The following is a 13,956-nucleotide window of genomic DNA, read 5'->3' as shown; positions in this document are numbered from 1 at the left end:
CTCGTCGGTGGCGGCGACCCCACCCTCACCGCCCGCGAGAAGCCCGAGGGCTGGGCGAGCCTGCGCACCCTCGCCGCCTCCACGGCCACGGCCCTCAAGAAGCGCGGCATCACCCGCGCGACCCTGTCGTACGACACCACGCTGTACGCCGGCACCGAAGTTCACCCGATCGGAGTCAACCCGAACCTCGCCCGCGTCACCGCCCTGACCGCCGACGAGGGCCGCACGGACGGCTCGTCGAGCGGCCCGGTCACGCGCGTGCCCGACCCGGCGGCGGACGCGACCAGGAAGTTCGCCGAGTTCCTGCGGGCGCACGGCGTCAAGACGTCCGCGCCCGGCCCGTCGAAGGCCACCGCGCGCGCGGAGACCCTGGCGACGGTCTCCTCGGCACCGCTCGCCTCGCTCGTCGAGCGGATGATGACGAACAGCGACAACGACATCGCCGAGGCCCTCGCGCGTCAGACCGCCCTCGCGACCGGCGTGCGCGCCGACTTCGGCGGCGCGGGCAAGGCGATCCGCGTCCAACTGGGAAGGCTCGGACTGCCGCTCGACGGCGTCGACTTCAGGGACGGCAGCGGACTCGACCGCAACGACCGCCTCACCGCGAACCTCCTGACCGCGCTCCTCGTGAAGGCCGGCGACCCGGCCCGCCCCGACCTCCGCCCGGTCCTCACCGGCCTGCCCGTCGCCGGTTTCACCGGCACCCTCACCACCCGCTACACGGACGCGGCGGCCGACGCCGCCGGTGTCGTCCGCGCCAAGACCGGCACTCTGACCGGCGTCAACACCCTGGCCGGCACGGTCGTCGACCGCGACGGCCACCTCCTGGCCTTCGCCGTCCTCACCGCGAACACCACGGACCCGGGGGCAGCCCAATCGGCCCTGGACAGAGCGGTCGCGGCTCTGGCGGCGTGCGGCTGCGCCTGAACCGTACGGCCCCCCTGAGCAACGAGCGGGTGGGCACAGGAACCCTGACGCATCCCCCACTCCCACGCCACGCCCTGCCCGCGACGGCACCCCTCACGTACGGTTGACGCATGACGAGCATCGGTGGTGCCTCTTCCGGGATGGTCGACTGGAATCTCGCGGTCGCGACCGCGACCAGGCTGGTCCGGCCGGGCCCAGAGGTGAGCCGCGACGAGGCGCGGGCCGTCGTCGCGGAACTGCGCCGGCACGCCAAGGCCTCGGAAGGACACGTCCGGGGCTTCACGCGTATGGGCACCGAGGACATCCACGACACCCCCGTCCTGGTCGTCGACCGGCCCGGCTGGATCCGGGCGAACGTGGCCGGCTTCCGGGAGATCCTCAAGCCCCTCCTCGACAAGATGGAGGAACGCCGCGGCGGCGGTGCGGGCGGCGCCGTCCTCGGCGCTGTCGGCGGCAAGGTCACCGGCGTGGAACTCGGCATGCTGCTGTCGTTCCTGTCCTCCCGCGTCCTCGGCCAGTACGAGACGTTCGCCCCCGCCAGCCGCGAACTGCCCGCGGGTGCCAACGGCGGCGGCCGACTGCTCCTGGTGGCGCCGAACATCGTGCACGTCGAACGCGAACTGGACGTGGATCCCCACGACTTCCGCCTCTGGGTGTGCCTGCACGAGGAGACGCACCGCACGCAGTTCTCCGCGGTGCCGTGGCTCCGTGATCACCTAGAGGGCGAAATCCAGTCGTTCCTGGCCGAGACGGACGTCGACCCCATGACGTTCCTGGAGCGGGTCAGGGAAGCGGCCCAGTCCCTCGCGGGCGGACGCCCCGAGGGCGAGGAGGACGACGGCGGCCGTTCCCTGGTCGAGTTGGTGCAGAGCCCCGCCCAGCGGGAGATCCTCGCCCGGCTCACCGCGGTGATGTCCCTCCTGGAGGGCCACGCCGACTTCGTGATGGACGGCGTGGGCCCGGAGGTCGTACCGACCGTCGCCGAGATCCGCGAGAAGTTCCAGCAGCGACGGGCCAAGGGCGCCTCGCGGCTGGACATGGCGCTGCGCAAGCTGCTCGGCCTGGACGCCAAGCTGAGGCAGTACAAGGACGGTGAGCGTTTCGTGCGGTCCGTCGTCGGCGAGGTCGGCATGGACGGCTTCAACCGTGTGTGGACCTCGCCCAACACGCTCCCCACCAAGGCCGAGATCGCCAAACCGGCGGACTGGGTCGCGCGAGTGGCCCGCAAGACCGAGTCGTGAACCGGTGAGCGGGGTGGTGAGCGGTCGTGGTCCGTCGTGAATCGAAATCGGCCGACGGCAGGGGAACGCCTCTTCAATCACCCGTCCGAGGGACCGTGAGTCCCCATCAGGCGTGCAATGCTCGGGGAACGGCCCGGTTCTGTCACCATCTACACACTCTGCGTGACCGATCTCGGGTTCAACCCCCGAAAATTTCATGAAGGGAACCGGACATGGGTCCCCATCCTGCGGTCGCGGCGATACGCCTGGCGGTCCGCCGCGTCCTCCACGACATCCTCACCGACCACCACAGCACGACTGACGCCGCCACCCACGAGCTTCCGCCCTCGCCGCTCGTGCTCGTGGCCTGCTCCGGAGGCGCCGATTCGATGGCGCTCGCCTCCGCCCTCGCCTTCGAAGCCCCCAAGCTCGGCATCCGCGCCGGCGGGGTCACCGTCGACCACGGACTCCAGCCCGGCTCCGATCTGCGCGCCGACGAGGTCGTCCTGCGGCTGCGCGAACTCGGCCTGGACCCGGTGGAGGCCACCGCGGTCACCGTCGGCCGTGAAGGCGGCCCCGAGGCCGCCGCCCGCGACGCCCGCTACGCCGCACTCGACGGTGCCGCCGACCGCCACGGCGCCGCCGCGATCCTCCTCGGCCACACCCGCGACGACCAGGCCGAGACCGTCCTCCTCGGCCTCGCCCGCGGCTCGGGCATCCGCTCCCTGTCCGGAATGGCCGCGGTCTCGGGGGCCGGCGGCCGTTACCGCCGGCCCTTTCTCCAGCTCGACCGGCAGACCGCCCGCAAGGCATGCATGGCCCAGTCCCTCCCCGTCTGGGACGACCCGCACAACACCGATCCGGCCTACACCCGCTCCCGGCTGCGCCACGAAGGCCTGCCCGCCCTGGAGAAGGCCCTCGGCAAGGGCGTCGTCGAGGCCCTCGCCCGTACGGCCCAGCTCTCCCGCGACGACGCCGACGCCCTCGACGCCTGGGCCGGCCAGGCCGAGGCCGCCGTACGGGACAACACCGGTCTGCTGGAGTGCGCCAAGCTCTACGCCCTGCCGTCCGCCGTGCGCCGCCGCATCCTGCGCCGCGCGGCCATCGAGGCGGGCGCCCCGGCCGGTTCCCTCTTCGCCCGGCACATCGAGGAGATCGACCGGCTGATCACCGGCTGGCGTGGTCAGGGAGTCATCAATCTCCCCGGCAAAGTCGTCGCCCAGCGCCAGGGTGGCAGACTGGTGATTCGGCAAGGCTGAATCCCGACCCTCCAATCGGAGGGGCGGCGGCCGGTGGGACGACCGAAAGTGATGCGGGTGGACGCGAAAGACATGGGTGCCGACCTCAAGACGGTGCTCATCACCAAGGAAGAGATCGACGTCAAGCTGGCGGAGCTGGCGGCGAAGATCGACGCGGAGTACGCGGGCAAGGACCTGCTCATCGTCGGCGTCCTCAAGGGCGCGGTGATGGTCATGGCCGACCTCGCGCGGGCGCTGTCCACCCCCGTCACCATGGACTGGATGGCCGTGTCCTCGTACGGCGCGGGCACCCAGTCCTCCGGCGTGGTGCGGATCCTCAAGGACCTCGACACCGACATCAAGGGCAAGCACGTCCTGATCGTCGAGGACATCATCGACTCCGGACTGACCCTGTCCTGGCTGCTGTCCAACCTCGGCTCGCGCGAGCCCGCATCCCTCAAGGTGTGCACGCTGCTGCGCAAGCCGGAGGCGGCCAAGGTCGCGATCGACGTGGAGTGGGTCGGCTTCGACATCCCCAACGAGTTCGTCGTGGGCTACGGCCTCGACTACGCCGAGAAGTACCGGAACCTCCCGTTCGTCGGTACGCTCGCGCCCCACGTGTACGGCGGCTGAGCCACAAGAGCGTCCTGTGTAGGACGATCGGGAACCCCAGCGGGTTCCGCGCCGTTGGAGCATGCAGACGGGTTCGTCAGCCTTCCCCGCGCGGCTTCGCGCGACAATGCTGGGGTACCGTCAGAAGAACTGTCTTATCAAACTCACTATGGCAGGAGGGACGGGGCGGCACCGCTCCGTATGGATGGACGTGAAGCGATACTTCCGTGGGCCGGTCATGTGGATCGTGCTGGCCATCCTTGCCGTGGTCGTGTTGATGCAGGTCGTCGGCTCGTCCGGCGGCTACAAGACGGTGGACACAGGCCAGGTCGTAGCAGCGATCAACGACAACAAGGTCGAGTCGGCCAAGCTCACCACCGGTGACGAGCAGATCATCAAGGTCACGCTCAAGGACGGCACAAAGGTCAAGGGCAGCTCGAAGATCCAGGCGAGCTACATCGGCGATCAAGGCGTGACCATCGCCAACACGCTGCAGACCAAATTCCAGGACAAGCAGATTCCGGACGGTTACACGGTCTCGCCGACGAAGCAGAACGCTTTCGTCGGGATTCTGCTGTCCCTGCTCCCCTTCGTCCTCATCGTCGTCGTCTTCCTGTTCCTGATGAATCAGATGCAGGGTGGCGGCTCCAGGGTCATGAACTTCGGCAAGTCCAAGGCGAAGCTCATCACCAAGGACACGCCGAAGACGACGTTCGCGGACGTCGCCGGCTCGGACGAGGCCGTCGAGGAGCTCCACGAGATCAAGGAGTTCCTCCAGGAACCGGCGAAGTTCCAGGCCGTCGGCGCCAAGATTCCCAAGGGTGTGCTCCTGTACGGGCCTCCCGGCACCGGCAAGACCCTGCTCGCACGCGCCGTCGCCGGCGAGGCGGGCGTCCCCTTCTACTCGATCTCCGGTTCCGACTTCGTCGAGATGTTCGTCGGTGTCGGTGCCTCCCGAGTGCGTGACCTCTTCGAGCAGGCCAAGGCGAACGCCCCGGCGATCGTCTTCGTCGACGAGATCGACGCGGTCGGCCGCCATCGCGGCGCCGGCCTCGGCGGTGGCCACGACGAGCGTGAGCAGACGCTGAACCAGCTGCTCGTCGAGATGGACGGCTTCGACGTGAAGGGCGGCGTGATCCTCATCGCCGCCACGAACCGGCCCGACATCCTCGACCCGGCGCTGCTGCGCCCCGGCCGTTTCGACCGCCAGATCGCGGTCGACCGTCCGGACATGCAGGGCCGTCTGGAGATCCTCAAGGTCCACCAGAAGGGCAAGCCGGTCGCGCCCGACGTCGACCTGGCCGCTGTCGCCCGCCGCACCCCCGGCTTCACGGGTGCCGATCTCTCCAACGTGCTGAACGAGGCCGCGCTGCTGACGGCCCGCTCGGACCTGAAGCTGATCGACAACCACATGCTGGACGAGGCGATCGACCGTGTGGTCGCGGGCCCGCAGAAGCGGACCCGGATCATGTCGGACAAGGAGAAGAAGATCACCGCGTACCACGAGGGCGGCCACGCCCTGGTCGCGGCGGCTTCCCCCAACTCCGACCCGGTGCACAAGATCACGATCCTGTCCCGCGGCCGGGCGCTCGGTTACACGATGGTGCTCCCGGAAGAGGACAAGTACTCGACCACTCGCAACGAGATGCTCGATCAGCTCGCCTACATGCTGGGCGGTCGCGCGGCCGAGGAACTGGTCTTCCACGACCCGACCACGGGCGCCGCGAACGACATCGAGAAGGCCACCACCACGGCCCGCGCGATGGTCACCCAGTACGGCATGACCGAGCGTCTCGGCGCCATCAAGTTCGGCGGCGACAACACCGAGCCCTTCCTCGGCCGTGAGATGGCTCACCAGCGCGACTACTCGGAAGAGGTCGCCGCGCTGGTCGACGAAGAGGTCAAGAAGCTCATCGAGAACGCGCACAACGAGGCCTGGGAGATCCTGGTCGAGAACCGCGACGTGCTCGACAACCTGGTGCTCCGGCTGCTGGAGAAGGAGACGCTGAACAAGGAGGAGATCGCCGAGATCTTCTCCGCCATCGTCAAGCGCCCGGCCCGGCCCGCCTGGACCGGCTCCTCGCGGCGTACGCCGTCCACCCGTCCGCCGGTGCTCTCCCCCAGGGAGCTGGCACTGACCAACGGGGCCAACGGCGCGACGCCCGCGATCAGCACCGCGAAGTCCTCCGCGGTGGACCCTGCCTCGGTGGCCGACCCGGTCCCCGAGGAACGTCCGGAGAACTGACGCTCCGGCCCCGGTGGCCTCACCAGGCCCGGAATGCGTGCCGCGCCCCCCAGGTTCTAGCCTGGGGGGCGCGGCATTTCAGGTTATGGCCGCACCGTCACGCGTGATCCACACGCGACCCGCACAGGAACGAGGCACAGAATGACCGACCCCGTGACGCTGGACGGCGAGGGCCTCGTCGGCGACTTCGACGAGAAGCGAGCCGAGAACGCCGTACGTGAACTGCTGATCGCGGTTGGCGAGAATCCGGACCGGGAAGGGCTGCGGGAGACGCCCGGGCGGGTGGCGCGGGCCTACCGGGAGATATTCGCCGGGTTGTGGCAGCAGCCCGAGGATGTGCTGACGACGACGTTCGACCTCGGGCACGACGAGATGGTGCTCGTGAAGGACATCGAGGTCTACAGCACCTGTGAGCACCATCTGGTGCCGTTCCACGGTGTCGCCCACGTCGGGTACATCCCGGCCACCAGCGGAAAGATCACCGGCCTGTCCAAGCTGGCGCGGCTGGTGGACGTCTATGCGCGCCGCCCTCAGGTGCAGGAACGTCTCACCACGCAGATCGCGGACTCCCTGATGGAGATCCTGGAGCCGCGTGGAGTCATCGTCGTCGTGGAGTGCGAGCACATGTGCATGTCCATGCGCGGCATCCGCAAGCCCGGTGCCAAGACCATCACCTCGGCGGTGCGCGGACAGCTGCGGGACGCGGCGACGCGCAACGAGGCGATGAGCCTCATCATGGCGCGCTGAGACCGCTCACGAGGGGCTGCGGAGGCAGGCGGGCCGGGGCGAACGGGCCGCGGCCTACGCCGCCGAGGCCGCTCCCGAGTTGCTGTCGTCGTCGTCCTCGGGAAGCTTGCAGACGTGCTCCAGGAAGATGGCAGCGGCTATGACACCGAAGCCGGCCAGGACCGAGAACCCCGCGTAGACGGCCTGGTCGCGGCGGGCCGGGATGTCCAGGGACTCCAGCAGGAAGGCGCCGGTGCCGCCGTACATCCCGGAGACGAGGGCGGCGACGAGCGCGCTGGCCTGGCCGAAGACGACCGCGCGGGCCGCCATCAGGGGATCGACGCCCTTGGCCTCGGGACGGCGCTCGCGCTGCGCCTTGAGACGGGCGCGGATCGACAGCGCCGTGGCCAGCAGCACCACGGCGATCGCGGCGAGGACGATGGGGGCGGCCAGGGGAACGCTGGGCAGGGTCCCGACGGAGTTCCAGAGGCGGGCGCCCGCCCACGACAGAACGCCCGCGACGACGAAGACGCCGGCCAGCATCCTGATGCGCAGCTCTCTCACGGTGTCCCTTCGCATTCCCCCGGGGTCCACGGCCCGTGGCCGTGGACGATCGTCGTCCTGACCTTAACGACTACTCGGGCAGCTGGAGTTCCAGGTCCTCGCGAGCGGCCACACCCTCGCGCGACACGGTGTCGAGCAGCTCGGCGACCGGGCCGCGGCCCGGAACCTGCGCGCCGGGCTCCACGTCGTGCCACGGGGCCAGGACGAAGGCGCGTTCGTGGGCACGCGGGTGGGGCAGGGTCAGCGACGGATCGTCCGAGACGACATCGGCGTACGCCACGATGTCGACGTCCAGGGTGCGCGCGCCCCAGCGCTCGTCCCGGACGCGGTGGAAGGCCTCCTCGACCGCGTGCGCCCGCTCCAGCAGGGACGACGGGGGAAGGGTCGTCTTCAGGACGACGACCGCGTTGAAATACGAGGGCTGGCTGCCCGGCTCCACGCCCCACGGCTCGGTCTCGTACACCGGGGAGACGGCCTTGATGCGCACGCCCGGCGTGTCCTCCAGGGCGTCGATGGCGCCCTGGAGGGTCTCCAGGCGGTTGCCGAGGTTGGAGCCGATGGAGATCACGGCCCGTTTCGGGTTGTGCAGGGTGGTGTCGGCGGCGTCGACCTTCTCGACCACGGCGGCGGGCACGGGCTGCACGGTCGGGTCGGTCTGGCCCGCGGTGAACGGCCTGGTCATACGCGGCTCCGGGTGATGGTGACGGTCACGTCGTCGAAGGGGACGGTGATCGGTGCGTCCGGTTTGTGGACGCAGACCTCGACCTCCTGGACCTCTTCGTGCTTCAGACAGGTCTGGGCGATGCGTTCGGCGAGCGTCTCGACGAGGTCGACCGGCTCGCCCTGGACGACGGCCACGACCTCCTCGGCCACGATGCCGTAGTGCACCGTCTTCGCCAGGTCGTCGTCGGCCGCGGCCGGACGGGTGTCCAGGCCCAGGACGAGGTCCACGATGAAGGTCTGACCCTCCTCGCGCTCCCTGGGGAACACACCGTGGTATCCACGGGCCTTGAGGCCGCGCAGCGCGACACGATCCACGCGAATCACTCCTGCAATCGTCGGGAACGGCCGGTCCGTGCCGCGTGCGGGCGGCACACCGGCCTCGAACGAATCTACCTGCGAGCACTGACACGGCCGGGCCGCGGGGGCGTCGGCCGCGTCGGAGCCGGAGGATTCACCGTGTGTTTCCCCCGGGGAACCCGGCGGCTGACGAGCTGGTGGCCGCTCCTACCCAGTCGGCCGTGACTCCCGTCACGTCGCGCTCCCGAGGGCCTGCCCGGTCCTTTTGACGTCTACCCGCTCAGGACGGGGTCTCCTCGTCGGGGTCCTCGCTGTCGTCGGCGTTATCGGCGTTCTCCGCCATGACCGGCGAGGCGTGGTGCGACCAGAGCTTCCAGCCGTCCGGGGTGCGGCGGAACACGTTCGTGGCGACCACCAGCTGCCCCACCAGAGGGCCCAGCTCCTCGCCGTCCTCCGGGGCCGGGCCGCCGCTGAGGATGTTCTCGGTGCACGTCACCAGGGCTGTGTCGCCGGTGACGGACACGTGTACATCGGTGAGGAAGAACTGGATGTAGTCGGTGTTCGCCATGATCAGCGCATACGACCGCAGCACTTCGCCGCGCCCGGTGAGCACCGGCCATCCCGGGTGCACGCAGGAGACGACGCCCGCGTCCGCCGGGTCGTGGAACTCCTCGTCGACGCCCAGGTCGGAGGGGGTGAGCCAGAGTGAGGACACCGCGTCGAAGTCGCCCTGTTCGAGTGCCTCGTAGAAGGCGGTGTTGGCGGCCTCGACCTGCTCGACATCGGTGTGGGGGGCGCTCACCGGGCTCCTTCTGCGCCGTGCGGGGTGCGCGAGGGGCGCGTGTCCTCAAGGGTCGGCGCGGCGGGTGTGCTGTGCGCCCCGTCCGTCTCGCCCTCATCCGGGATGTCAGCATCCGCGCGCGCTCCTTCCACAGCGCGCGCGACGCGTACCGCGTCCGCCGTCGCGCGCACCTCGTGCACGCGCACCGCCCACGCGCCGGCCTGCGCCGCGAGGGCGGAGACGGCGGCCGTGGCGGCGTCGCGCTCGCGGGCGGGAGGGGGCGCGCCCTCCGGCCCCGCCAGCACCCGGCCGAGGAACCGCTTGCGGGAGGCGGCGACGAGCAGGGGGTGGCCCAGTCCGTGCAGCCGGTCGAGGCAGGCGAGCAGGGTGAGGTCGTGGCCGGCCTCCTTGGAGAAGCCGAGCCCCGGGTCGACGACCACCCGGTCGGGGGCGATGCCGCCCGCCAGGACGGCGTCCACGCGCGCGTGCAGTTCGTCGACGACCTCGCTGACGACGTCCTCGTAGACCCCCTTGACGTTGCCGCCCTCGAGGAAGCCGCGCCAGTGCATGACGACGAAGGGCGCGCCGGCGTCGGCGACGACCGGGATCATCTCCGGGTCGGCGAGGCCGCCGCTGACGTCGTTGACGAGGGCCGCGCCCGCGGCGAGGGCCTGGGCGGCGACGGATGCGCGCATGGTGTCGACGGAGACGACGACGCCTTCGGAGGCGAGGCCGCGGACGACGGGGATGACGCGCCGGAGCTCCTCGGCCTCGTCGACGCGGGTGGCGCCGGGCCGGGTGGACTCGCCGCCGACGTCGACCAGGTCGGCCCCCTCGGTGACCAGCGCGAGTCCGTGCTTGACGGCGGCCGTCGTGTCGAACCAGCGCCCCCCGTCGGAGAAGGAGTCGGGGGTCACGTTGACGACCCCCATGACCGCGCACCGGTCCCAGTCCGGAAGGCCGGCCACGCGCCCTCGTCCGCTCTGCTTGCTCATACGTTCAGCGTAGGCCCCGTGGGGGACCGCCACGCCGGGTGGTCCGGGGGAAGCCCCAGGGCTGAGGGGGTGGGGCTGCCGCCCGGACCGGCGCTCGGGATCGATGCGCCTAGGCCGCCCGTACGTCCCTGTCGGCCATCGTGTGCTCGGCCACCGCGTGGGCACACGCGCGTGCGGCGGACGTACGGCGGCGCAGGAAGCGCGGCAGGGGCAGGGCGAGGTTGACGAAGCCCTCCGCCTGCATGGCGGCGAAGCCGATGCGGGGGAGGTCCCCGGAGGCCCGGTAGACGACGAAGCGGGGTTCCCAGCGGGGCTGGAACTTGGCGTTGAACTTGTAGAGCGACTCGATCTGGAACCAGCGCGAGAGGAACACCAGCAGTCCGCGCCAGGCGCGCAGCACGGGGCCGGCGCCGATCTTCTCGCCGCGGGCCAGTGCCGAGCGGAACATGGCGAAGTTGAGCGACACGCGCGCGACGTCGAACCTGGGGGCGGCCTGGAGGGAGGCGACGATGAGGAGTTCGTTCATGCCGGGGTCGGCCGAGCGGTCGCGTCGCATCAGGTCCAGGGAGGCCCCGTCGGGGCCCCACGGCACGAAGTGAAGGATCGCCTTGAGGTCGCCGTACGGACCCGGTTCGGCGTCCGCCTTGTGGGCGGTGGCGATGAGGCAGTCGCCGTCGGTGGGGTCGCCGATGCGGCCGAGTGCCATGGAGAAGCCTCGTTCGGTGTCGGTGCCGCGCCAGTCCTCCGCGGCGAGCCGGATGCGCTCCAGTTCGCCTTCGCCGATGTCACGGACACGTCGGACCCGGGTTTCGTAACCGGCGCGTTCGATGCGCTTGACCATCTGGCGCACGTTGCGCATCGCGCGGCCGGCCAGCGAGAAATCCGCGACGTCCACCACCGCCTCGTCGCCGAGTTCCAGGGCGTCCAGTCCGGTCTCGCGGGTCCACACCTCGCCCCCGGTCTCGGAACAGCCCATGACGGCGGGCGTCCAGGAGTGGGCCTTGGCCTCGTCCATGAAGCGCTCGATCGCGCCCGGCCAGGCCTCCACGTCGCCGATGGGGTCGCCGCTGGCGAGCATCACGCCGGAGACGACGCGGTAGGTCACGGCCGCCTTGCCGCTGGGGGAGAAGACGACGGCCTTGTCGCGGCGCAGCGCGAAGTGGCCGAGGGAGTCCCGGCGGCCGTGCTTGTCCAGCAGGGCGCGCAGCCGGACCTCATCCTCCTCGGTGAGGCGCGCGGCCGGGTGCTCCGGGCGGAAGGCGAGGTAGATGGTGGTGATGGCGGTGAGCAGGCCCAGCGCACCCAGGGAGAAAGCCACCGTCCAGGAGGTGTTGCCCTGGTAGTCGACCGGGCCCTCGAAGCCGAAGAGGCCGTACAGGACGTGGGAGATGCGGTCGGCCAGGCTGGGGTCGCCGACCAGGCGCCCCGGATGGGCGCTGACGATGACCAGGCCCAGCCCGAGGGAACCGGCGCCCATGAGGACGAAGTTGGCCAGCGCGCGCCAGCGGCTGCGCGGGTCGGGCAGCGCCGCGAACTGGTCGCGGTGGCGCAGCAGCGGCACCAGGAGCGCGACGGAGATCAGCGCGCCGACGAGCGAGTGCCGGTAGGTGAACTGCGCGACGGCACCCGCCGGGAGCAGGGCGACGGCCGCCCGCCAGGCGCGCCGCTTGCTCCGCTTGAGGCCGTGCGCGAGGAGCAGCAGCAGGACGCCGGCGCTCAGCGACAGAGCCGCCGCGAACGGGCCCAGCGCGCCGGGCAGCACCTCGGCCAGGGTGTGCATACGGCTGTGGCGGAACCGCGGGAAGACCCCGGCGGCGACGTCCAGCAGACCTACGAGTGCGCAGGCCCGGCCGACGAGGGCGGGCACGGCCTCGGGGCGCGGCCCCCTGATCAGCTGCCGCACCCGGCTTGATCGATTCGGAACCCCGATCGACATTTCCCCATCTTCCCTGACAGACATCGCATCCCGTAGTTCCGCGAGAGACTCTGAAATCCGGGCCCGATTCGGGCATCCGGCGACATTGCGCCCTCTAGGACGGTGTCTCGGGGGGAGAGGTTCACTCATCTCTTTCAAAGCCGCCGAAAAGGCAAGAGAAAGTCCGGGACAAGCCCTCGCGGGGAGCGGGGGCCACGGGAACCCGGACGGAGAGCGCAGGCAGGAACACCGATGGGTCTCACGAGCAAAACAGTGCTGCTGCTGGCAGTCCTGTCCGCCGTACTGCTGTTCGTCGGCACGGTGTGGCAGTGGCCGCGGCTGGCCGGGCGCGGCTGGCGGACCGTCAGCGCGCGTGTCGCCCTGCTGCTGGCCACCCAGCTGGCCCTCTTCGCGTCCGTGGGGCTCGCCGCGAACCAGGCCTTCGGGTTCTACGCCAGCTGGGCGGACCTGTTCGGCCAGGAGACCGAGCAGGGCGTCGTCGTCGACCACGCGGGCGAGGGGCCGCTGCGGGTGCTCGACACCCGGCGCGTGGAGGGTGGCGGGGGGCGCCCGGAGTTCGGCGGCCAGATCCAGAAGGTCGCCGTCAACGGCCGTACGACGCGCATCGCCTCGCCCGCGTTCGTGTATCTGCCGCCCGAGTACTTCGACCCGCGGGACCGCGCGCGTACGTTCCCGGCGGCCGTCGTCCTCACGGGCTACCCCGGCACCGCGGAGGCCCTCGTGGACAAGCTGGACTACCCGCGCACCGCGCGCGGGCTCGCCGAGGACGGCCGTATGCAGCCGATGATCCTGGTGATGATGCGGCCCACGGTGGCGCCGCCGCGGGACACCGAGTGCGTGGACATCCCGGGCGGGCCACAGACCGAGTCCTTCTTCGCCAAGGACCTGCCGGCCGCCGTGACGGCCCACTACAGGGTGAACAGGGCGCCCGGCAGCTGGGGCGTCATCGGCGACTCCACGGGCGGCTACTGCGCGCTGAAGCTGGCGATGCACCATCCCAAGGTCTTCGGGGCGGGCGCCGGCCTGTCGGCGTACTACAAGGCGCCCACCGACCCGACGACCGGGGACCTGTTCCACGGCGACGAGACGCTGCGCAACGAGGCCGATCTGCGCTGGTTCCTGAAGCACCGGCCCGCGCCCGACACCTCATTGCTCGTCACCAGCAGCAAGGTTGGAGAATCCAACTACAAGGCGACGCTGAAGTTCATCGAACTGGCGAAGGCCACCGACAGGACAAGGATCTCGTCGATCGTCCTGGAAAGCGGCGGGCACAACTTCAACACCTGGCGGCGGGAGATCCCGCCGACCCTGGAGTGGATCAGCGAGCGGCTGAGCGGGCGGTCGAGCAACGGCTGACCGGCAGTTGAGCGGCGGTTGACCGGCCGGTGACGTCGGCGGACGGCCTCCGGCGGTCGTGGCGGCCAGAAATGATCTTGATTGCCGGTGAATTCCACGACCGGTTTGTTTCCTGAGGCCGCGTGAGAGCTTCGGTATGGCAGCCTTTTTACGGGGCGGGGCGCCAACATTCGCCTACGCGCGGTAAGTTTCTGGCCATGCCACGTGGACGTCACCGCCATTCCCCACCTTTGCACCGGCTGCTGCCTCCTTCGGCGATCGCAGGCGTCTCCCTCGTCTGCGCGCTCGGCCCCTGGGTCTTCACGGAGCAACGACGGCTCCGTGAAGACCCAGGGG

Annotated in this window: 13 protein-coding genes; 7 read left to right on the top strand and 6 right to left on the bottom strand. The window is 70.5% G+C overall.

Translation table 11 applies throughout. The features are described 5' to 3' along the window. The 6 genes from dacB to folE form a co-directional block, all read left to right on the top strand. Nucleotides 1-927: D-alanyl-D-alanine carboxypeptidase/D-alanyl-D-alanine endopeptidase (gene dacB / locus BZL64_RS07760; RefSeq protein WP_086767434.1), on the top strand; the 927-nt coding region annotated here is incomplete at its 5' end. 110 nt (nt 928-1,037) lie between these two features. Next, nucleotides 1,038-2,168 (top strand): zinc-dependent metalloprotease, encoded by a 1,131-nt coding sequence (locus BZL64_RS07755; RefSeq protein ID WP_086767432.1) that lies wholly within the window; start codon nt 1,038-1,040, stop codon nt 2,166-2,168. A gap of 212 nt (nt 2,169-2,380) precedes the next feature. Beyond that, complete coding sequence (tilS, locus tag BZL64_RS07750; protein WP_086767430.1) at nt 2,381-3,406, top strand: tRNA lysidine(34) synthetase TilS; 1,026 nt, start codon at nt 2,381-2,383, stop codon at nt 3,404-3,406. 51 nt (nt 3,407-3,457) lie between these two features. Then, the gene (gene hpt, locus BZL64_RS07745; RefSeq protein WP_086767428.1) at nt 3,458-4,018 is read left to right on the top strand and encodes a hypoxanthine phosphoribosyltransferase; all 561 of its coding nucleotides are present in this window, start codon (nt 3,458-3,460) and stop codon (nt 4,016-4,018) included. A gap of 184 nt (nt 4,019-4,202) precedes the next feature. Continuing rightward, the gene (gene ftsH, locus BZL64_RS07740) at nt 4,203-6,242 is read left to right on the top strand and encodes an ATP-dependent zinc metalloprotease FtsH (RefSeq protein WP_086767427.1); all 2,040 of its coding nucleotides are present in this window, start codon (nt 4,203-4,205) and stop codon (nt 6,240-6,242) included. A gap of 141 nt (nt 6,243-6,383) precedes the next feature. After that, entirely contained in the window at nt 6,384-6,989 is a 606-nt protein-coding gene (folE, locus tag BZL64_RS07735) for a GTP cyclohydrolase I FolE (protein ID WP_086767425.1), read from the top strand. Between the two features lie 54 nt (nt 6,990-7,043). Here the strand turns inward: folE and BZL64_RS07730 are convergent, their stop codons facing one another. From BZL64_RS07730 to BZL64_RS07705, 6 genes are all read right to left on the bottom strand, one after another. Further along, on the bottom strand, nt 7,044-7,532 hold the full coding sequence (locus BZL64_RS07730; protein ID WP_086767436.1) for a DUF3180 domain-containing protein: 489 nt from the start codon (nt 7,530-7,532) through the stop codon (nt 7,044-7,046). Nucleotides 7,533-7,602: 70 nt separating this feature from the next. Then, nucleotides 7,603-8,214, bottom strand: a complete 612-nt coding sequence (gene folK, locus BZL64_RS07725) for a 2-amino-4-hydroxy-6-hydroxymethyldihydropteridine diphosphokinase (protein WP_086767424.1) — start codon at nt 8,212-8,214, stop codon at nt 7,603-7,605. Beyond that, nucleotides 8,211-8,570: a dihydroneopterin aldolase gene (folB, locus tag BZL64_RS07720; RefSeq protein ID WP_086767422.1), complete on the bottom strand. Its 360-nt coding sequence runs from the start codon at nt 8,568-8,570 to the stop codon at nt 8,211-8,213. The genes folK and folB overlap by 4 nt, the downstream gene beginning before the upstream one ends. A gap of 262 nt (nt 8,571-8,832) precedes the next feature. Next, nucleotides 8,833-9,354, bottom strand: a complete 522-nt coding sequence (locus tag BZL64_RS07715) for a nuclear transport factor 2 family protein (RefSeq protein ID WP_086767419.1) — start codon at nt 9,352-9,354, stop codon at nt 8,833-8,835. Then, nucleotides 9,351-10,328: a dihydropteroate synthase gene (gene folP, locus BZL64_RS07710; RefSeq protein ID WP_244205249.1), complete on the bottom strand. Its 978-nt coding sequence runs from the start codon at nt 10,326-10,328 to the stop codon at nt 9,351-9,353. The genes BZL64_RS07715 and folP overlap by 4 nt, the downstream gene beginning before the upstream one ends. A 109-nt stretch (nt 10,329-10,437) precedes the next feature. After that, nucleotides 10,438-12,264 carry a phosphatidylglycerol lysyltransferase domain-containing protein gene (locus tag BZL64_RS07705; protein WP_086767417.1) on the bottom strand — a complete coding sequence of 609 codons (1,827 nt, stop codon included), beginning with the start codon at nt 12,262-12,264 and terminating at the stop codon, nt 10,438-10,440. 231 nt (nt 12,265-12,495) lie between these two features. Here BZL64_RS07705 and BZL64_RS07700 point away from each other — a divergent pair, with 231 nt between their 5' ends. Then, nucleotides 12,496-13,620: an alpha/beta hydrolase gene (locus BZL64_RS07700; protein WP_086767415.1), complete on the top strand. Its 1,125-nt coding sequence runs from the start codon at nt 12,496-12,498 to the stop codon at nt 13,618-13,620. Nucleotides 13,621-13,956 lie beyond the last annotated feature (336 nt).

The organism is Streptomyces bobili, from assembly GCF_002154575.1.
GTDB classification, from domain to species: domain Bacteria; phylum Actinomycetota; class Actinomycetes; order Streptomycetales; family Streptomycetaceae; genus Streptomyces; species Streptomyces bobili.
The sequence above is the reverse complement of the archived record's forward strand: the minus strand, read 5'-3'. Positions and strand labels throughout refer to the sequence as shown.